Annotated in this window: 16 protein-coding genes; 12 read left to right on the forward strand and 4 right to left on the reverse strand. The window is 60.0% G+C overall.

Features of this window, described 5'->3' with window-relative positions; genetic code table 11:
- Positions 1 to 21 precede the first annotated feature (21 nt).
- Positions 22 to 1,230, forward strand: coding sequence for a formaldehyde dehydrogenase, glutathione-independent (fdhA, locus tag HNR62_RS08610; RefSeq protein ID WP_239552695.1), 1,209 nt, complete (start codon positions 22 to 24; stop codon positions 1,228 to 1,230).
- Here fdhA and HNR62_RS16445 read toward each other — a convergent pair.
- Entirely contained in the window at positions 1,161 to 1,571 is a 411-nt protein-coding gene (locus tag HNR62_RS16445) for a pentapeptide repeat-containing protein (protein WP_420827149.1), read from the reverse strand. The two genes, fdhA and HNR62_RS16445, sit on opposite strands and share 70 nt — an antisense overlap.
- Here HNR62_RS16445 and HNR62_RS08620 point away from each other — a divergent pair.
- The 4 genes from HNR62_RS08620 to fdhD all read left to right on the forward strand — a co-directional run bounded on the left by HNR62_RS08620 (position 1,479) and on the right by fdhD (position 7,344).
- Positions 1,479 to 1,970: a formate dehydrogenase subunit gamma gene (locus HNR62_RS08620; RefSeq protein WP_204795680.1), complete on the forward strand. Its 492-nt coding sequence runs from the start codon at positions 1,479 to 1,481 to the stop codon at positions 1,968 to 1,970. The genes HNR62_RS16445 and HNR62_RS08620 overlap by 93 nt on opposite strands.
- Complete coding sequence (locus HNR62_RS08625) at positions 1,970 to 3,517, forward strand: formate dehydrogenase beta subunit (protein ID WP_204795681.1); 1,548 nt, start codon at positions 1,970 to 1,972, stop codon at positions 3,515 to 3,517. Before HNR62_RS08620 ends, HNR62_RS08625 begins: the two co-directional genes overlap by 1 nt.
- Positions 3,518 to 3,520: 3 nt before the next feature.
- Positions 3,521 to 6,385, forward strand: a complete 2,865-nt coding sequence (gene fdhF, locus HNR62_RS08630; protein ID WP_204795682.1) for a formate dehydrogenase subunit alpha — start codon at positions 3,521 to 3,523, stop codon at positions 6,383 to 6,385.
- Between the two features lie 146 nt (positions 6,386 to 6,531).
- Positions 6,532 to 7,344, forward strand: coding sequence for a formate dehydrogenase accessory sulfurtransferase FdhD (fdhD, locus tag HNR62_RS08635; RefSeq protein WP_204795683.1), 813 nt, complete (start codon positions 6,532 to 6,534; stop codon positions 7,342 to 7,344).
- Between the two features lie 106 nt (positions 7,345 to 7,450).
- On the opposite strand, the gene HNR62_RS08640 is transcribed toward fdhD, so the two are convergent.
- Positions 7,451 to 8,557, reverse strand: a complete 1,107-nt coding sequence (locus HNR62_RS08640) for an FAD-binding oxidoreductase (protein ID WP_204795684.1) — start codon at positions 8,555 to 8,557, stop codon at positions 7,451 to 7,453.
- A gap of 289 nt (positions 8,558 to 8,846) precedes the next feature.
- Here HNR62_RS08640 and HNR62_RS08645 point away from each other — a divergent pair, with 289 nt between their 5' ends.
- On the forward strand, positions 8,847 to 10,145 hold the full coding sequence (locus tag HNR62_RS08645; protein WP_204795685.1) for an aromatic ring-hydroxylating oxygenase subunit alpha: 1,299 nt from the start codon (positions 8,847 to 8,849) through the stop codon (positions 10,143 to 10,145).
- A gap of 199 nt (positions 10,146 to 10,344) precedes the next feature.
- Here the strand turns inward: HNR62_RS08645 and HNR62_RS08650 are convergent, their stop codons facing one another.
- The gene (locus HNR62_RS08650; protein WP_204795686.1) at positions 10,345 to 10,572 is read right to left on the reverse strand and encodes a hypothetical protein; all 228 of its coding nucleotides are present in this window, start codon (positions 10,570 to 10,572) and stop codon (positions 10,345 to 10,347) included.
- 312 nt (positions 10,573 to 10,884) lie between these two features.
- Between HNR62_RS08650 and HNR62_RS08655 the strand changes: the two genes are divergently transcribed.
- The 3 genes from HNR62_RS08655 to gbdR all read left to right on the forward strand — a co-directional run bounded on the left by HNR62_RS08655 (position 10,885) and on the right by gbdR (position 16,228).
- Entirely contained in the window at positions 10,885 to 12,507 is a 1,623-nt protein-coding gene (locus tag HNR62_RS08655) for a BCCT family transporter (protein ID WP_204795687.1), read from the forward strand.
- A gap of 265 nt (positions 12,508 to 12,772) precedes the next feature.
- Positions 12,773 to 14,275 carry an SLC13 family permease gene (locus HNR62_RS08660; protein ID WP_204795688.1) on the forward strand — a complete coding sequence of 501 codons (1,503 nt, stop codon included), beginning with the start codon at positions 12,773 to 12,775 and terminating at the stop codon, positions 14,273 to 14,275.
- A gap of 900 nt (positions 14,276 to 15,175) precedes the next feature.
- Entirely contained in the window at positions 15,176 to 16,228 is a 1,053-nt protein-coding gene (gene gbdR, locus HNR62_RS08665) for a choline metabolism transcriptional regulator GbdR (protein WP_204795689.1), read from the forward strand.
- Between the two features lie 117 nt (positions 16,229 to 16,345).
- On the opposite strand, the gene HNR62_RS08670 is transcribed toward gbdR, so the two are convergent.
- Positions 16,346 to 16,636 (reverse strand): GIY-YIG nuclease family protein, encoded by a 291-nt coding sequence (locus tag HNR62_RS08670; RefSeq protein WP_239552696.1) that lies wholly within the window; start codon positions 16,634 to 16,636, stop codon positions 16,346 to 16,348.
- Between the two features lie 926 nt (positions 16,637 to 17,562).
- Between HNR62_RS08670 and HNR62_RS08675 the strand changes: the two genes are divergently transcribed.
- The 3 genes from HNR62_RS08675 (at position 17,563) to dgcA (ending at position 21,653) form a co-directional block, all read left to right on the forward strand.
- Complete coding sequence (locus HNR62_RS08675) at positions 17,563 to 18,543, forward strand: dipeptidase (RefSeq protein ID WP_204795691.1); 981 nt, start codon at positions 17,563 to 17,565, stop codon at positions 18,541 to 18,543.
- 33 nt (positions 18,544 to 18,576) lie between these two features.
- Complete coding sequence (locus HNR62_RS08680; RefSeq protein ID WP_204795692.1) at positions 18,577 to 19,107, forward strand: 4-vinyl reductase; 531 nt, start codon at positions 18,577 to 18,579, stop codon at positions 19,105 to 19,107.
- A gap of 482 nt (positions 19,108 to 19,589) precedes the next feature.
- Entirely contained in the window at positions 19,590 to 21,653 is a 2,064-nt protein-coding gene (gene dgcA, locus HNR62_RS08685; RefSeq protein WP_204795693.1) for a dimethylglycine demethylation protein DgcA, read from the forward strand.
- The last annotated feature ends 33 nt before the right edge of the window (positions 21,654 to 21,686 follow it).

Raw genomic sequence — 21,686 nt, forward strand, 5'->3', positions numbered from 1 at the left:
TTAGTAAAAAGGAAGTTCACTATGTCCACTACGTGCGCAATTCACGGAAACAGAGGCGTTGTCTATACCGGACCGGGCAAGGTCGAGGTGCAGTCCATTGCCTTTCCCGAGCTGGCCATCGGCAAGCGCGCCTGTCACCACGGGGTGATCCTCAAGGTGGTGTCGACCAATATCTGCGGCAGCGACCAGCATATGGTGCGCGGGCGGACCACCGCCGAGGCCGGCCTGGTGCTGGGCCACGAGATCACCGGGCAGATCATCGAATGCGGCCGCGATGTCGAGTACCTCAAGGTGGGTGACATTGTTTCCGTGCCCTTCAACATTGCCTGTGGCCGTTGCCGCAACTGCAAGGAAGGCAAAACCGGCATCTGTCTGAACGTCAACCCGGCCCGTCCCGGCGCCGCCTACGGCTATGTGGACATGGGCGGCTGGGTCGGTGGCCAGTCCGAGTACGTGATGGTGCCCTATGCGGACTTCAACCTGCTCAAGTTTCCGGATCCGAACCAGGCGATGGAAAAAATCCGTGACCTGACCCTGCTGTCCGATATTTTCCCCACCGGCTTCCATGGTTGTGTCACCGCCGGCGTCGGCCCCGGCTCCACCGTCTATATTGCCGGTGCCGGCCCGGTTGGTCTGGCCGCGGCCGCCTCGGCCCAGTTGCTGGGCGCCGCCTGCGTCATCGTCGGCGACATGATCCCGGACCGTCTGGCCCAGGCGCGCAGCTTTGGTTGCGAGACCATCGATCTGCGCGAAGACGGGGCGATGGAAGACAGGATTGAACAGATACTGGGCGAGCGTGAAGTGGACGCCTTCGTCGACTGCGTCGGCTTCGAGGCCCACGCCTGCGGCTGTGATCACGGCAAGGAGCAGCCGGCTACCGTGCTGAACTCGGCCATGGCCCTGACCCGCGCCGGCGGCCAGATTGGTATTCCCGGCCTGTATGTCACCGAAGATCCGGGTGCTGTCGACGCCGCCGCCAGGCAGGGTGCCCTGAGCATGCGCTTCGGCCTGGGCTGGGCCAAGTCCCACTCCTTCCATACCGGCCAGTGCCCGGTGATGAAGTACCACAGGCCCCTGATGCAGGCCATCCTGTTCGACAAGGTGAAGATTGCCGATGCGGTCAACGTACAGGTGATCAGCCTGGATCAGGCCGCCCAGGGCTATGCCGAATTCGACGGCGGGGTGGCGAAGAAATTTGTGATCGACCCCCATGGCATGGTGCCGGCGTAACGGATAGGGTTGACGGGTCCATGCCTTCCATCTTGCGGTGGAGGGCATGTTTTGGGTGGCGGGCATGTTCTGGTTGATAAAAAGCATTCGGCCAGGAACGGCCGGCAGCGCAGAACAACAGATGGCGGTACGCACAGCGCAGCCGCCATGACCGTTTTTACAAGGTCTGCTTTTACAAGGTTTGCTTTTACAAGGTTTGCTTTTACAAGGTTTGCTTTTACAAGGTTCGCTTTTACAAGGTTGATGATATGGATGAGATTCAAGCAGGCGTTCTTGACACTATCGAACAGATAGTGATGTCGACAAAACACAAACCCGGCGCGCTGTTGCCCATCCTGCATCGCATTCAGGATCAGTTCGGCTATATTCCCGATGCCGCCATCGCGGTGATGGCCACCCATTTACGCAGCACCGCGGCCGATGTACATGGGGTGATCAGCTTCTATCATTATTTTCGCAGCCAGAAGCCGGGCAAACACGTAATCGAGGTCTGTCGGGCCGAGGCCTGTCAGGCCCAGGGTAGTCGCGAGTTCGAGCGGCATGTGCGGGAAAAGCTGAACATCGACTATGACCAGACCACCCCCTGCCAGGATATCAGCCTGAAGGCGGTCTATTGCCTGGGCAACTGCGCCACCGGTCCCTCCATCCGGGTGGGCGACAAAATCAAGGGCCGCATGAGCCCGGCCAAATTCGATCGGCTGGTGGACGAGCTGACCACCTTCAAACTGGAGCTGAAATAATGACCCTGCGTGTCTATGTGCCCTACGAAACCACGGCCCTGTCCCTGGGCGCCGAAGACGTGGCCACCCTGATCCGGCGCGAAGCCGAACGCCGTGGTATGGAGATTGAATTAATCCGTAACGGCTCGCGTGGCCTGTTCTGGCTGGAGCCGCTGGTGGAGGTGGACACCGCAGACGGTCGCTATGGTTTCGGCCCGGTGGAGCCGGAGGATGTGGCCTCCCTGTTCGACGCCGGTTTCGAGCGCGGCGCCGTCGAGCATCCATTGGCCCTGGGCCTGACCGACGACATCCCCTGGCTGAAAAATCAGCAGCGGGTGACCTTCTCTCGCATCGGCATCACGAGTCCGGTGTCGCTGGACGATTATCGTGCGCTGGACGGTTTCAAGGGCCTGGACAGGGCGGTGACGCTGTCGCCCCAGCAGTTGGTCGATTGCGTTAAGGCGTCCGGCCTGCGCGGCCGGGGCGGGGCGGCGTTTCCTACCGGTATCAAGTGGCAGACGGTGCTCGATGCCCAGGCCGAACAGAAGTACATCGTCTGCAATGCAGATGAAGGCGACTCCGGCACCTTTGCCGACCGCATGGTGATGGAATGCGATCCCTACATGCTGATCGAGGGTATGATCATCGCCGGCCTGGCGGTGGGTGCCACCCAGGGCTACATCTACCTGCGGGAAGAATACCCGCTGGCTCACGAGTTGCTGAACCAGGCCATCGAACGGGCCACAGCCGCCGGCTATCTGGGCGACAATGTCGCCGGCAGCGGCCGCCGTTTCGAGTTGGAAGTGCGTCTCGGCGCCGGCGCCTATATCTGCGGCGAAGAAACCTCGTTGCTGGAAAGCCTGGAAGGCAAGCGCGGCATGGTCCGTGCCAAGCCGCCACTGCCGGCCATCGTCGGCCTGTTTGGTCGGCCCACCGTGGTCAACAATGTGCTGACCTTTGCCGCCATTCCCTCCATTCTCGCCGAGGGCGCCGAATATTATGCCGATTACGGTATTGATCGCTCCAGGGGCACACTGCCGTTTCAGCTGGCCGGTAACCTGGCGCGGGGCGGCCTGGTGGAGCTGGCATTCGGTCGGCGCCTGCGGGATCTGATTGATGACTTCGGCGGCGGTACCCGCAGCGGCCGACCGGTACGCGCGGTGCAGGTCGGCGGCCCCCTGGGCGCCTATCTGTCGCCGGAACAATTTGATGTGCTGCTGGATTACGAGGCCTTCACCAAAATCGGCGCCGTGCTCGGGCACGGGGGCGTGGTGGTGTTCGACGACACCGTCAACATGGCCGAACAGGCCCGGTTCTCGATGGAGTTCTGCGTCGAAGAGTCCTGCGGCAAGTGTACCCCCTGCCGAATCGGCTCGGTGCGCGGCGTCGAGGTGATCGACAAGATCATCGAGGGCGATAACAGCGCCGCCAATATCGAATTGCTGGAAGACCTGTGCGACACCATGATCCAGGGTTCCCTGTGCGCCATGGGCGGCATGACGCCGTTCCCGGTAAAGAGCGCACTCCAGTATTTTCCCGAAGATTTCAACCGTTCAGAGGGGGCGTAACAGATGGTTGAGCATTTTTATCCCGAGAAGGATTACGGGACGCCGGCCCGGCTGTCGGAAACCCTGATCACCCTGACCATAGACGGCGTCGAGGTCACTGTGCCCGAAGGCACCTCCGTGATGCACGCGGCGGCCAGGGCCGACATCAATATCCCCAAGCTGTGCGCCACCGACAGCCTGGAAGCCTTCGGCTCCTGCCGGTTGTGCACGGTAGAAATAGAGGGGCGGCGTGGCTATCCCGCCTCCTGCACCACGCCGGTGGAGGTGGGCATGGTGGTACGCAGCCAGACCCGGGCGCTGGCCAAGCTGCGGCGCAACGTGATGGAGCTGTATATCTCCGATCACCCCCTCGACTGCCTGACCTGCCCGGCCAACGGCGACTGCGAACTGCAGGACATGGCGGGCGCCGTGGGCCTGCGCGAGGTGCGCTACGGCTTCGACGGCGAAAACCACCTGGATGCGGTCAAGGACGAGAGCAACCCCTACTTCAGCTTCGACCCCAGCAAGTGCATCGCCTGCTCCCGTTGTGTGCGGGCCTGCGGCGAGGTGCAGGGCACCTTCGCCCTGACCATAGAAGGCCGGGGCTTCGACTCCAAGGTCTCTGCCGGCAAGAACACCAGCTTCGTTGAATCGGACTGCGTGTCCTGCGGCGCCTGCGTGCAGGCCTGCCCGACCTCGACCCTGATGGAAAAGTCGGTGATCGATCAGGGCCAGCCCGAGCACAGCGTGATCACCACCTGCGCCTACTGTGGCGTGGGCTGTTCGTTCAAGGCGGAAATGAAAGGCGACCAGGTGATCCGCATGACCCCCTGGAAGGGCGGCAGCGCCAACCATGGTCATTCCTGCGTCAAGGGTCGCTTCGCCTTCGGCTATGCCACCCACAAGGACCGGCTGACCACACCCATGATACGGGCGTCCATCGACCAGCCCTGGCGTGAAGTCAGCTGGGAGGAGGCCATCGACTTCGCCGCCCGCCGGTTGCGCGAGGTGCAGGATCAGTACGGTCGCAAGAGTGTCGGTGGCATTACCTCGTCCCGCTGCACCAACGAGGAAACCTACCTGGTGCAGAAGCTGATCCGCGCGGCCCTGGGCAACAACAACACCGACACCTGTGCCCGGGTCTGCCACAGCCCCACCGGCTATGGCCTCAAGATGACCCTGGGCGAGTCGGCGGGCACCCAGGACTTCGACTCCGTGATGGCAGCCGACTGCATCCTGGTGATCGGTGCCAACCCCACCGACGCCCACCCGGTGTTCGGCTCCATGATGCGCAAGCGCCTGCGCGAAGGGGCCAGCCTGATCGTGGCCGATCCGCGCCAGATTGATCTGCTGGACACCCCCCATGCGGAGGCGGGCATTCACCTGCCGATCCGCCCGGGCACCAACGTGGCCCTGATCAACGCCCTGGCACACGTCATCGTCACCGAGGGGCTGGAAGACCAGGCCTTTATCGCCGAGCGCTGTGAGCCGGAAGATTACCGCGCCTGGTGCGAATTTGTTGCCGAGCGGCGCAATTCACCGGAGCAGATGGCAGCGGTGATCGGCGTGCCGGCCGAGACCCTGCGCCGGGCCGCGCGCCAGTATGCCACCGCCGGCAATGGCGCCATCTATTATGGCCTGGGCGTGACCGAGCACAGCCAGGGTTCGACCATGGTAATGGGCATCGCCAACCTGGCCCTGGCCACCGGCAACATCGGTCGGCCCGGGGTCGGGGTCAACCCGCTGCGCGGCCAGAACAACGTGCAGGGATCCTGCGACATGGGCTCCTTCCCCCACGAACTGCCGGGCTACCAGCCGGTCAACAACGAGCGGGTGCGCCGCCGGTTCGAGGCGGCCTGGGGCGTGAGCCTGGACGCCGAGCCCGGGCTGCGTATTCCCCACATGTTTGATGCGGCCATTGCCGGCCAGTTCAAGGCCATGTATGTGCAGGGTGAAGACATCGCCCAGTCGGATCCCAATACCCAGCATGTGGAGGCGGCGCTGCGCTCGCTGGAGCTGCTGATCGTGCAGGATATCTTCCTCAACGAGACCGCCAAGTTCGCCCATGTGATTTTGCCCGGCTCCACCTTTCTGGAGAAGAACGGCACCTTCACCAACGCCGAGCGCCGCATCAACCGGGTGCGCAAGGTGATGCCGCCGCTGGCGGGCAAGGAAGACTGGGAAGTCACCATGGCGCTGGCCAATGCCCTCGGCTACCCCATGCACTACGTTCATCCTTCCGAGATCATGGACGAGATTGCCAGCCTGACGCCCTCGTTCGCCAATGTCAGCTTCGACAAACTGGACGAGCTGGGCAGCATACAGTGGCCCTGCAACGACGAGCACCCGGACGGCATGCCCATCATGCATGGCGACAGCTTCCCCATCGGCCTGGGCCGCATGGTGGTGACCGAGTTCATCCCCACCACCGAAAAGGTGTCGGAAAATTATCCGCTGCTGCTGACCACCGGCCGTATCCTCAGCCAGTACAATGTGGGCGCCCAGACCCGGCGCACCGACAACAATGTCTGGCACAGCGAGGATGTGCTGGAAATCCATCCCCACGATGCCCAGTTGCGGCAGATAGCGGACGGTCAGCCGGTCACCATCGCCAGCCGCACCGGCAGCACGGTGCTGAAGGCCAGGTTGAGCAGGCGCATGCAGCCGGGGGTGGTGTATACCACCTTCCACTTCCCGCACAGCGGCGCCAATGTGATCACCACCGACAATTCCGACTGGGCCACCAACTGCCCGGAATACAAGGTGACGGCGGTGCAGGTGTCGGGCTCGAACGCCCATGCGCTGTCCGACTGGCAACAGCAGTTCTATGCCTTTAACCGCGAACAGCTGGAGCACCTTGAGGCCGGCAGCAAGCAGGACAGTGATTAGGGGCTGAGCCGAGTCCCGGGCCGGGTGATATCCATCATAACGGGGCGCTTGCCTGGCAGGCGCCCCGTTTTTATTCGAACTGGTATGCGATGGCAAAGGGTTGCAATATCGGGAAGATGAATGCATTTACGGCGCAAGGAGCCACCATGAGCGACCAGCAGTCGAAGAGCTGCCCTGCGGGGGTGGTCAGCGCCGAGGTGGAGCGGATCCGTGATGGCAGCCGGTCCCGACAGCAGGATCTGGTGGCCGAAGAAGTGCCGGTGGCGCTGGTCTATAACGGCATCTCCCATGCGGTGATGATGGCCAGCCCCCTGGATCTGGAAGATTTTGCGCTGGGCTTCAGCCTGACCGAAGGCATCATCGGCCGGCGCGGGCAAATCTATGGCATGGAGTTCAGCCAGCAGCCGCTGGGTATTGAAATAGAAATCGAGCTTAGCAGCGAGTGCTTTCTCAAGTTGAAGGAAAAACGGCGGGCCCTGACCGGCCGCACCGGTTGCGGCCTCTGTGGCCGGGAGTCCCTGGTACAGGCGCTGCCGCCGGCACCCCTGGTCGGTCCGGCCGCCATGCCGTCCCTGGCGGCGATCAGCTTGGCCGGAGAGCAGCTGCAGTCCTGTCAGACCCTGCATCGCCTGAGCGGCGCCGTGCATGCGGCCGCCGCCTTTGACCAGGACGGCAAGCTGCTCATGGTGCGGGAGGATGTGGGCCGGCACAATGCCCTGGACAAGCTGATTGGCGCCCGGCTCGGCGGCACCATGCCGGCTGCCGAGTTCATCATGGTCACCAGCCGGGCCAGCTACGAGATGGTGCACAAGTGCGCCATGCTGGGGGTGGCCACCCTGGTGGCGGTCTCGGCGCCGACCTCGTTGGCCATCGACTATGCCCGCCAGTCGGGCATCAACCTGCTGGGCTTCGCCCGCGGCGACAACTGTGTTATCTACCACAGGGCCGATAATGAGTAAGCGGCGACCATAAAAAAGCTGGCCTGGGCATACCGCCCAGACCAGCAAAGTGGACCGACCTTAATTCACTCAAACTCAATAACTCAAGATGCCCGTTAAAGTCGGGTCAGAAGGCCACTTCCACGTTGCCCCGGGGCACGCTGCAGCAGCTCAGTACATAGCCTTCCTCTATGTCTTCATCGGTGATGCCGCCGTTGTGATCCATGGTGACTTCGCCCTTCACCACCTGTACCTTGCAGGTGCCGCAGATGCCCATGCCGCAGGCCTTGGGAATATGCAGGCCCACCTGGGCGGCGGCGCTGTGCAGGGTTTCGCCCGGCAGTATCTCCACCTGCAGATCGCTGTCCTGGAACGACACCGTCAGCCGGTCTTCGGTACGCTCCAGCTCCTCGGCCAGCTCGACCGCCTCGCGCACCTGCTCCTCGACGTCCTCGGCCACTTCCACCGGGGTGGCACCGAAGCTTTCCTCGTGGTAGTGCTCCATCGGGAAGCCGCTGTTCTGCAGCAGGGTGCGTACCGCCCGCATGTAGGGGTGGGGGCCACAGCAGAAGATTTCCCGCTCCATGAAGTCCGGGGCGATCAGGGCCAGCATGGAGCCGTTCAGATAGCCCTTGAAGCCGCTCCAGGTTTCGCCGATGTCGGTACGCTCGCAGATCAGGCTGAGGTGGATATTGTTCAGCCGCGAGTCCATGTGCTGCAGCTCCCGGTAGAACACCAGATCCTTGGGGGTACGGGCGCTGTGCACGAAGTGGATATCCACTTCGGCATTGGTGTCGAACCACCAGCGGGCCATGGACATCACCGGGGTGATGCCGACGCCGCCGGAGAGCAGCAGCACCTTGTCATTGGGGAAGTCGATACAGTTGAAGTTGCCGACCGGGCCATGGACCGCCAGGGCATCCCCTTCGTTCAGGTTGTCGTGCAGCCAGTTCGAGACCTCGCCGCCGGGCACCCGCTTGACGGTAATGGAGAAGCTGTAGGGCACGGAAGGCGAGGAGGCGATGGTGTAGCTGCGCATTACCGTCTGCCCTTCGATTTCCAGCTCCAGGGTCACGAACTGACCGGGCTTGAAGAAGAACAGCAGGGGGCTTTCCGCGGTAAAGCAGAAGGTCCTGACGTCCCAGGTTTCCTGGATGACCCGGACACACCGTACCGGATGGCGGCCGTTGCTCCAGGTCTGGGTATTGATGGGTGAGATAAAATCCTGATTCATCGCTGTTCTCCGACTGGGCTTCGTCTGATTGTCCTTAATACCCGCATTCTTGTGCACTTTGGCTGTTGGCGGTTGCTCAAAAACGACATGCAGTTATCTGCCAGCCCCGCTTTTGCCCATGGGCCGGCGGATAGTGGGCGGGGCGGGAGAGGAGAGGTCGGAAATCATCGGCAGACGGGTCGTTTTCAGACAACCAGTGCGGCGTAACCTTGGTGACAATGAGGCCAAGGTTCCCGCTCTGGTGGCAGGGACACACGGCTCAATCTCAACAGTAAAGGAAGCAGCAAACATGGAGCAGATCAACACCGCATTGTTAGGCACAGCCCCCGGCCTGGGTGATGCAGTGCAGATGTTGCAGCAGCGTCGTCCCGGTTATTCACTCCCACAGGCGTTTTACAACAGCCCCGAGGTCTTTGCCGCCGACATGGAGCAGATCTACTGCAAGGAATGGCTTTTTGTCGGCCTGACCTGCGAGATCCCCACAGTGGGTAATTTCATGACTCTGGAGGTGGGTAACAACCCCATTACCATAGTGCGCAACAAGCAGGGCATTCAGGCGTTTCATAACGTCTGCCGCCACCGGGGTTCGCGCCTCTGTACTCATAAAAAAGGCAAGGTGGCCAAGCTGGTCTGCCCCTACCATCAGTGGACCTACGAGCTGGATGGCAACCTGCTCTATGCCGGTAACGACATGGGCGACAGCTTCAACAAGGCCGACTTTCCGCTGAAGCAGGTGCACACCCGAACCGCCGGCGGTTATATCTTCATCTCTCTGGCCGACCATCCGCCCGAGATCGACGACTTCCTGGCGGAGCTGGAGCGTTACCTGGAGCCCTACGACCTGGAAAACGCCAAGGTGGCGGTGCAGTCCGAAATCGTCGAGGACGCCAACTGGAAGCTGGTGCTCGAGAACAACCGCGAATGTTACCACTGCAACGGCTCTCATCCCGAACTGCTCAATACCCTGCTGGAATTCGACGACACCACGGATCCCCGTGCTACCGACGCCTTCAAGGCCCACGTGGCGCGCATGGGCGAACAATGGGACGCCGAAAACATTCCCCATCACCATGTGTCGTTCGGGCTGCGCAACCGCATGGTGCGCATGCCGCTGGCCGAAGGCAAGGTGGCCATGACCATAGACGGCAGCCATGCCTGCGAGAAGACCCTGGGCCGGGTCAAGAACCGGGAGCTGGGTTCGCTGCGAATCCTGCACCTGCCCAATTCCTGGAACCATGGCCAGAGCGATCACCTGGTTACCTTCCAGGTGGTGCCCATGGGCCCACAGAAGACCAGGGTGATCACCAAGTGGGTGGTGCACAAGGACGCGGTGGAAGGCGTCGACTACGACGTTGAAAAACTGCGCCGGGTATGGGATGCCACCAATGCCCAGGACAGAACCCTGGCCGAAGAAAACCAGCGGGGCATCAACTCCATGGCCTACGAACCGGGTCCCTATTCGCCTACCTATGAATTCGGGGTGGTGAACTTCGTCGACTGGTATGCGGATACCTTTATCGGCCATGCCGCCGGTTACGCCACCGGTCACGCCGGCAGTCAGACATTGGCCGTCGAATTTCCCGAGTAAGGCTGGCGCACAATGACAAGGGGGAGCCAATGGCTCCCCCTTGTCATTCTCGCCCGTTATTCCCGCCCGTCATTCCCGCGATTTTTTGTCGTCATTCTCGCGCAGGCGGGAATCCAGTGCCCCCTGTCATGGATCTCCGCCTTCGCGAAGATGACGATTAAGGTCTTCGCGGAAATTAAGGTCTTCACGGAAATGCTGCTTATTTCATGCAGGCATCCAGCAGGGCCTGTACCTCGGGGTGTAGCAGCTCCCGCTTGGCCAGCAACGATGCCAGCCGTTGCTGCCATGGTTCCCGCTCCGGCCCTGCCAGCGCCTCGCTCAGCCGGTCACTGCACTCTGCCAGCGTCTGCCGGTTTGCGCCTTCCAGTCCCCATGCCTGCAGCCGGGCACGAAAATCGTCCTGATCCATCAGCTCGGTGATCATCATGGCCTTGCTCCCTGATTGATTGATTGATACCGCCACAGCCTATTCCGCCGATTTTGCTACTGCAACCGCGTTTCGGCTCGAATGTCGTTTTCGGAATGGTCTGGATGGAACAGGACGCACAGGCATAAACCGGTGTCGTATCGGGCACATTTCATCCCGGGGTTAGCTGTTGTTATAGAGACCGGTTTTTGCCCATCACGACAGCCCGCTGGCGTGCTGGGTAAAGGTTGTACCGGCAAGCGCCGGGCTGGCAGGACCCCTGGCCCTCGATTGCCGTTTTGATGTTTACCAACCCGACGGAGACCTTGTCCCATGTTAGCCAAAGATGGACTTTTGAAAGGAATGAGCCCGGCGGCGACGATCAGTTCCATGATTATCGTTACCTTGTTTGTGGTGGGAGGCGCCTTGTTACCCGATGCGGCGACCGCCCTGTTTGACAGCATATCGGGATATCTCATCAACAATTTCAAATGGTATTACATTGCCATTCTGACGTTGATGCTGCTGTTCTGTGTGGTATTGGCCTTCAGCCGATTTGGCAGTCTGCGCCTGGGAGCCGATGATTCCCGCCCGGAATACGGTCTGTTTTCCTGGTTTGCCATGTTGTTCAGCGCCGGCATGGGCATCGGCCTGGTGTTCTGGGCGATTGCCGAACCCATCTATCATTTTCAGAGTAATCCCTTCATTACCGAGGGCATGACGCCGGAAGCGGCAGAAGTCGCCATGCGGCTGACCTTCTTCCACTGGGGCCTGCATCCCTGGGCCATCTATGTGGTAGTGGGCTTGTCCCTGGCCTATTTTTCCTACCGCAAGGGGTTGCCACTGACCATCCGCTCGGCGCTCTATCCATTGATTGGCAAACGCATGTATGGCTGGGCGGGGCACACAGTGGATACCCTGGCGGTATTCGGCACCATCTTCGGGGTGGCGACCTCCCTCGGTTTCGGGGTAACGCAAATCAATACCGGCCTGAATCACCTGTTCGGTATGGAAATCGGCACCGGCAGCCAGTTGATTCTGATCGCGGTGATCTCGCTGATTGCCACCCTGTCGGTGCTGTCCGGCCTGGGCCGGGGCGTGAAATGGCTGTCGGTTGCCAACATGTGGTTGAGCGCCGCCATCCTGCTGTTCCTGTTGTGCTATGGTCCCACCCGCTATCTGTTGTTGAGCTATGTGCAGGGCCTCGGTGATTACCTGACTCATGTGGTGGGTCTGAGCACCTGGACCGATGCCGGCAAGGACAGCCAGTGGCAGTCCTGGTGGACCGTGTTCTACTGGGCCTGGTGGATGTCCTGGTCGCCTTTTGTCGGCATGTTTATCGCCCGTATTTCCAAGGGCCGTACCATTCGGGAGTTTATCTGTGGTGTGCTGCTGGTCCCGACCCTGTTGGGCCTGCTCTGGCTGACCCTGTTCGGTGGTACTGCCCTGTATCTTGAGCTGACCCATACGGTGACCAATGCGGCCGGAGAAGCGGTCGCGGCTGTCGGTCAGGCCGGCATCGTCACGGCGGTGGCTGAAGACGTCACCTCGTCGCTGTATGCGACGCTGGAACTGCTGGATGGCGGCGTCATGGGCACCCTGGCATCAATACTGGCGACCCTGCTGGTGGCGCTCTACTTCATCACTTCTGCCGACTCCGGCACCCTGGTGGTGACCACCATACTGTCGCTGGGCAATGAACATCCGCCGCGCAGTCAGCGGGTGTTGTGGAGCATGGCGGTGGCGGCGGTGGCGGCCATACTGATGCTGGCCGGTGGTCTCAAGGCAGTGCAGACCGCGGCCATTATCGCGGCCTTCCCGTTCTCGTTCGTTATCCTGATCATGATGTGGGGTCTGTACCGCGCCCTGCATCAGGAGGTACCCGTCACCCAGCCGGTGACCGTCGACGTACCGGTCGCCATAGAAGTGCCGGTAAAGCTACCGCCGGCATCCTGAACCTCATATCAGACAGTAACAAAAGGGGCGAAAGCCCCTTTTGTTTGCTCAGCGAAGCCGGCAAACATGCTGGGCTGAAAGATAACCACATCTCCCGGACCAAGGGTAAAAAATAATCCGGCCGACAAGGACCTCGATCAAGGTTTGGTGTGACGGGGTTGATGCGAATTTGTTTGGGTATGGTTGCCAACTTTAAAGGTATTAGTGATGGTTTGTTCAGTGGTTAGACTAGAGCATAACTATTTGTTATTAAAAAGGTATTGGCATGTCTCACTCTCTGACGGCGCCCGTAGAGAAATCCTGTACGCAAGTCAGCGGCTTTAAACCGTTCTCCTTGACACTGGGTATCATCATTGGATTGGCCGTCTTCGTTCTGTTACCGGAATCGCTGGCGCTGGATGCTCGTATTGTCGCGGCCATCGCCATGCTCATGGCAACCTGGTGGATGACAGAGGCTATTCCCATTCCCGCCACCTCTCTATTACCGTTGGTGCTGTTCCCTTTCTTCGACATAGCGTCGATAGGCACAACGGCATCACCCTATGCCCACAGCATTGTCTTTCTGGTGCTGGGGGGAGTGCTGCTGGGCCTGGCGGCGCAACGCTGGAACCTGCACCGTCGCTTCGCACTGCTGACGGTGCTCACCGTAGGTACCAAGCCTGCTCAGATCGTCTTCGGCCTTATGTTTGCCAGCTGGTTCATTACCATGTGGGTGAGTAATACCGCGACGGCGGTGATCATGGTACCAATTGGCGGTTCCATCATTGCACTGGTGAAGTCATTGGGTAATGGTGATGACACCCCCAAATTTTCTGCCGCAGTGCTGCTGGGCATTGCCTATTCAATCACTATCGGCTCCATGGCGACATTGGTTGGCCAGCCACCCATGGCGCTGATGCGTGCCTACATGGAAGACTCGCATGGACTGACCATAGGTTTTGGCCACTGGATGCTTATGGGTGTGCCCTTCTCCTTCACTATGCTCATCCTTGCGTGGGTTGTTCTCAGCAAGGTTGTATTCCGTTCGGAAGTGGGGGATATCCAGGGAGGGCGGGAGCTTATCGAATCTGAGCTCAAGGCCATGGGCAGGCTTTCACCCGAAGAGCGGCGCGTGCTGAATATCTTTGCGGGGGCCGTCTTTTTCTGGGTATTCGTGCCGCTGATTGCCAAGGTGGCAGCAGTGAATGCAGCCCTACCGTGGTTGTCCAATATCAATGACACCAGCGTTGCTATTTTGGCTGCCATTCTGCTGTTTGTGATCCCGGCATCGAAGGGAAGGGGAATGCTAATGGAATGGTCGGCGACGCGAGATGTTCCCTGGGGAGTGCTACTGCTGTTTGGTGGCGGCTTGACCTTGTCTGCGCAGTTCACGGCAACCGGACTCAGTGCCTGGGTGGGCGAGAGCGTGTCAGGCCTGGCAGGCTTGCCACCTATTCTGGTGCTGGCTTTTACTGCTATCGTCATTATCTTGTTGACCGAGCTGACCAGTAACACGGCAACGGCCGCGGCCTTCTTCCCGATCATGGGGGCCATTGCCGGCGGTCTGAATATAGATCCCTTTTTGATGACGATAGTCGTCACCTTTGCCGTCAGTTGTGCCTTTATGCTGCCGGTGGCGACGCCTTCCAACGCAGTGGCTTTTGCCACTGGTGATCTGCCGATTCAGAGCATGATTCGGGCCGGTATCTGGCTTAATATTATCGGCCTGTCGGTCATATTAATAGCGCTCTACACCATAGTCCCTTTGGTATTCGGCGTGTCCTTCTGATGATGCGGCATCACACCCACGACGCCGCTGTTAAAAGCCTGTTTGCGATCTTCTGAGCAACAGGACAATGAAAGTAAAGAGGGTGAACTGCAAGCTGATATCAAGTTCTGTTTGCAGTTCCTCCACCATCTTCAAAGCTTCTCTAACTACTTGAAATAGGCACGACGCACCAGCGTTTTATCATCAATGCAAGGTATGCAAATACAAGATAAGTAATCCCGCATAACTGGTGTGGTTCTGTCATCATTTCTGCGTATCTCTTGTCATTCCCGCGAAGGCGGGAATCCAGGATTTGTGGCGAAGAACTGACAGCCTGCGGTCGCCTGCAAAGACACTGGACCCCCGCCTTCGCGAGGGTGACGATAAAGGCAAACTAGCCCCATAGTCCACATCAGTTATGCCACATTACTTATGCACTTCGTTGGTTGTGTCATTTCTATCACTGCATTCAGTCTTTAACCGCGTCCGCTACTGGCTTACCCACACACCTTCTATTACCCACACCTTCTATAGGCAGGCGACCTTACCTGCGCCTGTGTGTCCGGGAAACGATAGGCACTGCAATAGCCGCTTCATTTGATGTGTTTTCTGTCGGGAAAATCCTGCCGCATATTACTAATGAATATAACGGAAGTGGTTGTAATGTCTTGTTTTTTAAAGGTATGTCGGTGACGGTTGAGTCTTTTAGCTCTGTGAAAGTCATGGAATTATCGTAGCTTGGTCACAAGTTAAGACTGAATGCTAAAAAATAAGCGGTTAAGGGTTTGCGAAATCCCGATCATGGTATATGTTTCGCAAATGTGGTTATTTGTAATTCAAATGCTCGATTCTTGTTATCGAGATGCCATCGTATCAACAGGGATCCCGACAGCGGTTGTGCAGGGACCAGGAGCAAGCGAAATGAGCCAAACACAACGTGTCGGTTTCCTACTGATAGACAATTTCACCATGATTTCCCTGGCGTCCGCCATCGAACCCCTGCGCATGGCCAATCAGTTGTCGGGCCAGCCGCTCTATGAATGGGTGATGCTGTCCGAAACCGGATCCCCGGTGCGGGCGAGCGATCACATGCTGGTCACCCCGGATCACAGCATTCAGGATTGTGGTCATCTGGACATGATGATTCTCTGCGGCGGAGTAGGGGTGGTCAATGCCCGCAGCCGGGCATTGCGGGCCTGGCTGCAGCAGCTGGCCAGGCGCCGGGTCAAGCTCGGCGCCGTCTGCACCGGCAGCTACCTGCTGGCCGATGCCGGCGTGTTGAGTGGTTATCGCTGTACCCTGCACTGGGAATACATGGCCTCGTTCAAGGAAGCCTTCCCTCAGCTGGAAACCAGCAGCGCCCTCTATTGCATCGACCGGGACCGGCTGACCTGCAGCGGCGGTACCGTGCCCATGGACATGATGCTGCACCTGATCGAAAAAGATCATTCCAGCGCCCTGAGCACCGCCATCTGCGACATGTTTCTGTGCGAACGTATTCGCGAGGGGCAGGAAGAGCAACGGGTGCCGCTGCGCCATATGGTGGGCACGGCCCAGCCCAAGCTGGCCGAGGTGGTGGCGTTGATGGAAGCCAACCTGGAAGAGCCGATCACCCTGGACGAACTGGCCTGCTATGTGGGGCTGTCCCGGCGTCAGGTCGAACGGCTGTTTCAGCGCCATGTGCAATGTTCCCCTTCCCGCTATTACCTCAACCTGCGGCTGAAGCGGGCCCGGCAACTGTTGCGCCAGACTTCGCTGTCGATCATCGATATCGCCACCGCCTGCGGCTTTGTGTCGACGCCCCATTTCAGCAAGTGTTACCGGGAGAACTTCGGGGTGCCACCGCGAGATGACCGCTGTAGTCGTTCAAGACCCAAGCCGGTGGCCGCCTCTCCGGTATTGTCGGAGCTGGTGATGAACATTCAGCTGGATATGGCGCGGGGCGAGCCCACCTTTGCGTCGGTGACCTTGTAGCTTTTTCCTTGAAGTGAATTCCCATCTTATCGTCATGCCCGCGAAGGCGGGCATCCAGGGCAGGGAGCACGGGCCTGACCACGGTGCCCGGTCTGCTGGGGCGCATGGACTCCCGCCTTAAATGATGTCGGGCCACAGATCCCGCCAGTCAGGGTTGTGTTCTTCAATCAACCGTAGCTTCCAGGCGCGGTTCCATTTCTTGAGTTGTTTCTCGCGGCTAATCGCTGTGTACATATCCGCATGAAGTTCGAAGTACACCAATATATGTAATGCGTAGCGGGCGCTAAACCCGGCTACTTCTTCCTGCTTGTGTTGCCATATACGCTGTACCAGATTGCTGGTCACGCCAATATACAGGGTGCCGTTTCTATTATTGGTCAGCATGTAGACGGCGGGCTGTTTCGACATGGTGATAACCATTCTGAAAACGGTACTTCCAAGCTTAGCGATAAAATGACAAGCAACCGGCGTTCATGGATCTCGCTCCCAATATGTTTTTCTTCAAGGTTCCTTTTCACTCTCGTTATGCCTGTTTTTCTTGTCATGCCCGCGAAGGAACGTCATCCCCGCGGAGGCGGGGACGGGCATCCAGGGCAGGGAGCACCGGCCTGACCACGGTGCCCGGTCTGCTGGGGCGCATGGACTCCCGCCTTCGCGGGAGTGACGAAAGGGGCGCGGGAGTGACGAAAGGGGAGCGGGGTGATTTTTACCCTCGTCATGCCCGTTTGTCTTGTCATGCCCGCGAAGGAACGTCATCCCCGCGGAGGCGGGGACGGGTATCCAGGGCAGGGAGCACCGGACTGACCACGGTGCCCGGTCTGCTGGGGCGCATGGACTCCCGCCTTCGCGGGAGTGACGAAAAGAAGCGCGGGAGTGACATCAACGCCGTCATGCCCGCGAAGGCGGGCATCCAGGGACAGGGAGCACGGCTTTGGGCATGGTGCCCGGTCTGCAGGCGCATGGACTCCCGCCTGCGCGGGAGTGACGAAAGGGGCGCGGGAGTGACGAAAGGGGAGCGGGGTGATTTTCACCCTCGTCATGCCCGTTTGTCTTGTCATGCCCGCGAAGGCGGGCATCCAGGGCAGGGAGCACCGGCCTGACCACGGTGCCCGGTCTGCTGGGGCGCATGGACTCCCGCCTGCGCGGGAGTGACGAAAAGAAGCGCGGAGTGACGTACTTTCGTGGCAGGGGTGACAGTGTCGTCACTGCAGTGACGTTTTTGGCTATGTGCTCGTCGCTTTCAGCCAGTGTACACAGAGAGCCGCGGGCTAGACTGCCCTTGAATCCGGTGGCCACCATGCCACCTGCCACATTAATTCAAGGAAGGTCTGGCTATGCAAAGTGCTGCTGAACTACATCATCAAGCGGTCGTTATCGACGGTCTGATCATCGCCAACTGGGGGCGGGAACTGTTTGAAGACATGCGCCGGGGCGGCCTTACCGCCGCCAACTGCACCGTGTCGGTATGGGAAGGGTTTCAGGACACGGTCAACAACATTGCCGTCTTCAACCGCCACTTTCAGGAGCATGCGGATCTGATCCGTCCGGTGCGCACCACCGCCGACATCCTCAAAGCCAAGGAAGAAGGCCGCACCGGGGTGATCCTCGGTTTTCAGAACACCCATGCCTTCGAAGATCAGCTCGGTTATGTAGAAATCTTCAAGCAGCTGGGCGTGGGCATAGTGCAAATGGCCTACAACACCCAGAACCTGGTGGGCACCGGCTGTTACGAGCGCGACGGCGGCCTGTCCGGCTTTGGCCGCGAGGTGGTGGCCGAAATGAACCGGGTCGGCATCATGTGCGATCTGTCCCATGTGGGCGCCCAGACCTCCAGAGAAGTGATCCTCGAGTCCAAGAAGCCGGTGTGCTATTCCCATTGCCTGCCGGCGGGTCTGAAAGACCACCCGCGCAACAAGTCCGATGAAGCGCTGCGCTTCATCGCCGATCACGGCGGTTTTGTCGGCGTGACCATGTTTGCGCCCTTCCTGAAAAACGGCATCAATTCCACCATCGACGATTATGTCGAGGCCATCGCCTATGTGATGGAGCGGGTGGGTGAAGATGCCATCGGTATCGGTACCGACTTTACCCAGGGCCACGATCAGAACTTCTTCGAGTGGCTGACTCACGACAAGGGCTATGCCCGTCGCCTGACCCGTTTCGGCGACATCATCAACCCCGAAGGTATTCGTACCATCGGCGAATTCCCCAACCTGACCGAGGCTCTGCTGCGGCACGGCTTCTCACCGCGTCAGGTGGAAAAAGTCATGGGCGGCAACTGGATGCGTGTGCTGAAAGACGTCTGGGGCGAATAAGCCATCACGGGTAAGTCATCAAGGAGAATCACAATGTCAGTACATGCACCCGAAATGCCTATAGAAGTGAACAATGAAACCGGTATCTGGACCACAGACGCGCTGGCCATGCTCTATGTGCCGCGCCACTTTTTCGTCAACAACCACATGGGCATCGAGGAAGAGCTGGGCCCGGAGCGCTATGCCGAAATTCTGTACCAGGCCGGCTACAAGTCTGCCTGGCACTGGTGCGAGAAAGAAGCCGAGTGTCACGGCCTCAGCGGTGACGCCGTGTTCGAACACTACATGAAGCGGCTGTCTCAGCGTGGCTGGGGTCTGTTTTCCATCGAGAACCTGGATATCGCCGCCGGTACCGCCAGGGTCCGCCTGGATCATTCCGCCTTCGTCTACCAGTACGGCAAGGTGGATCGCATGGTGGACTACATGTTTACCGGCTGGTTTGCCGGCGCGGTGGACCAGATTGCCGCAAGCCAGGGGCTGTCGGTGCGCACCGTCGCCCGCCAGACCCAGAGCGGCGCCCAGACCGGCTGTGATTACGGCCTGTTCGAAGTCAGCCCGCTGTAAGGCGTAACGCCCGCGAAGCAAACGCCGTCATGCTCGCACCCACGCCGTCATGCTTGCACCCACGCCGTCATACCCGCGAAGGCGGGTATCCAGGAGCAGGGAACACGGGTTAGAGCAACAACGCCGGTTTGCAGAAATGCATGGACTCCCGCCTTCGCGGGAGTGACGAAGGGGAGACGGGAGTGACGAAGGGGAGAGGGAGTGACGAAGGGGAGACGGGAGTGACGAAAAAGAAGGCGGGAGTGACGAGAAAGGCGCGGGAGTGACACTCACGTCGTCATACCCGCGAAGGCGGGTATCCAGGAGCAGGGAGCACGGGTTAGAGCAACAACGCCGGTTTGCAGAAATGCATGGACTCCCGCCTTCGCGGGAGTGACGAGAAAGGTGCGGGAGTGACGAAAAGCAGGCGCTCAACGCGAGCAGGTTTTAATTTTCGGAGGGCCGGTTGTCGGCCGCCAGACAAGTCAGCAGAGGGATCCAGGATGGGACAGTTCGACGCCTTGTTTCAACCCATGAATATCAACAAGCTCACCATTCGTAACCGGGTGGTGAGCACGGCCCATGCCGAGGTGTATGCCACCGACGGCGGCATGACCACAGAGCGTTACGTCAAATATTACGAAGAAAAGGCCAAGGGCGGCCTCGGCCTGGCCATCTGCGGCGGCTCCAGCGTGGTGTCCATCGACAGCCCCCAGGAATGGTGGAGCTCGGTCAACCTGAGCACCGACCGCATCATTCCCCATTTCCAGAACCTGGCCGATGCCATGCACAAGCACGGCGCCAGGATCATGATACAGATCACCCACATGGGGCGTCGTTCCCGCTGGGATGGTCATAACTGGTCAACTCTGGTCAGCCCGAGCGGCATCCGCGAGCCGGTGCACCGCGCCACCTGCAAGGTGATCGAGCCGGAAGAAATCCAGCGCATCATCGGCGATTACGCCCAGGCGGCCCGCCGCGCCAAGGAAGGCGGCCTGGACGGCGTTGAGCTGTCCGCCGTGCACCAGCACCTGATCGATCAGTTCTGGAGCCCGCGGGTCAACAAGCGCGAAGACCAGTGGGGCGGCAGCTTCGAGAATCGCATGCGCTTCGGTCTGGAAGTGCTTAAAGCCGTTCGTGCCGAGGTGGGTCGCGATTTTGCCGTGGGCATGCGCATCTGTGGTGACGAGTTCCACCCGGACGGCCTCAGCCACGACGACATGAAGCAGATTGCCAAATATTACGACGACACCGGCCTGCTCGATTTCTTCGGGGTGATCGGCTCCGGTTGTGACACCCACAACACCCTGGCCAACGTCATCCCCAACATGAGCTACCCGCCCGAGCCGTTCCTGCACCTGGCGGCAGGCATCAAGGAAGTGGTGACGGTGCCGGTGATCCATGCCCAGAACATCAAGGATCCCACCCAGGCTCAGCGTATTATCGAAGGCGGCTATGTCGACTTCGTGGGCATGACCCGGGCTCACATGGCCGACCCGCACCTGATTGCCAAGATCAAGCTGGGCCAGGTGGATCAAATCAAGCAGTGCGTGGGCGCCAACTACTGTATCGACCGTCAGTATCAGGGCCTGGACGTACTCTGCATCCAGAACGCGGCGACGTCTCGCGAGCACATGGGCATGCCCCATATCATCGAGCCCACCAGCGGACCCAAGCGCAGGGTGGTGGTGGTCGGCGGTGGTCCCGCCGGCATGGAAGCGGCCCGGGTCAGTGCCGAGCGCGGCCATGAGGTGGTGCTGTTCGAAAAGGCCCCCGAGCTGGGCGGCCAGGTAACCCTGGCGGCAAAGGCGCCCCAGCGCGATCAGATTGCCGGTATCACCCGCTGGTATGCCCTAGAGCTGGCGCGCCTGAACGTGGATCTGCGCCTGAATACCGCGGCCGATGTGCCGGCCATGATGGCGGAAAACCCGGACGTGGTGATCCTGGCCGTTGGCGGTCAGCCCTTTATCGAGCAGAACCCGGAATGGGGCGCCAAAGACGGCCTGGTGGTCAGCAGCTGGGATGTTCTGTCGGGCAAGGTCGAGCCGGGCAAGAACGTGCTGGTCTACGACACCATCTGTGAATTCAGCGGCATGTCGGTAGCCGACTACCTGGCGTCCAAGGGCAGCCTGGTGGAGATGGTGACCGACGACATCAAGCCGGGTGCGGCCATCGGTGGCACCACCTTCCCCACCTATTACCGTTCCCTGTACGAGCGTGAGGTGATCATGACCTCCGACATGGCGCTGCACCAGGTGTACAAGGAAGGCGACAAATTGGTGGCGGTACTCGAAAACGAGTACACCGGCCAGAAGGAAGAGCGGGTAGTGGATCAGATCGTGGTGGAGAACGGTGTTCGCCCCGACGAGCGGCTCTACTACGAGCTGAAGGCCGATTCCGTCAACAAGGGTCAGATCGATCTGGAAGCCCTGTATGCGGCCAAGCCTCAGCCGAGCCTGTCTCACGATGGCCAGGGATACCTGCTGTTCCGTATCGGTGACTGCGTATCCCAGCGCAACACCCATGCCGCCATCTATGACGCCCTGCGCCTGTGCAAGGACTTCTGATCTGAAGGCGCCGGAGCCTGCTCCGGCGCCATG

This window comes from Oceanisphaera litoralis (genome assembly GCF_016907015.1).
Classification (GTDB): domain Bacteria; phylum Pseudomonadota; class Gammaproteobacteria; order Enterobacterales; family Aeromonadaceae; genus Oceanimonas; species Oceanimonas litoralis.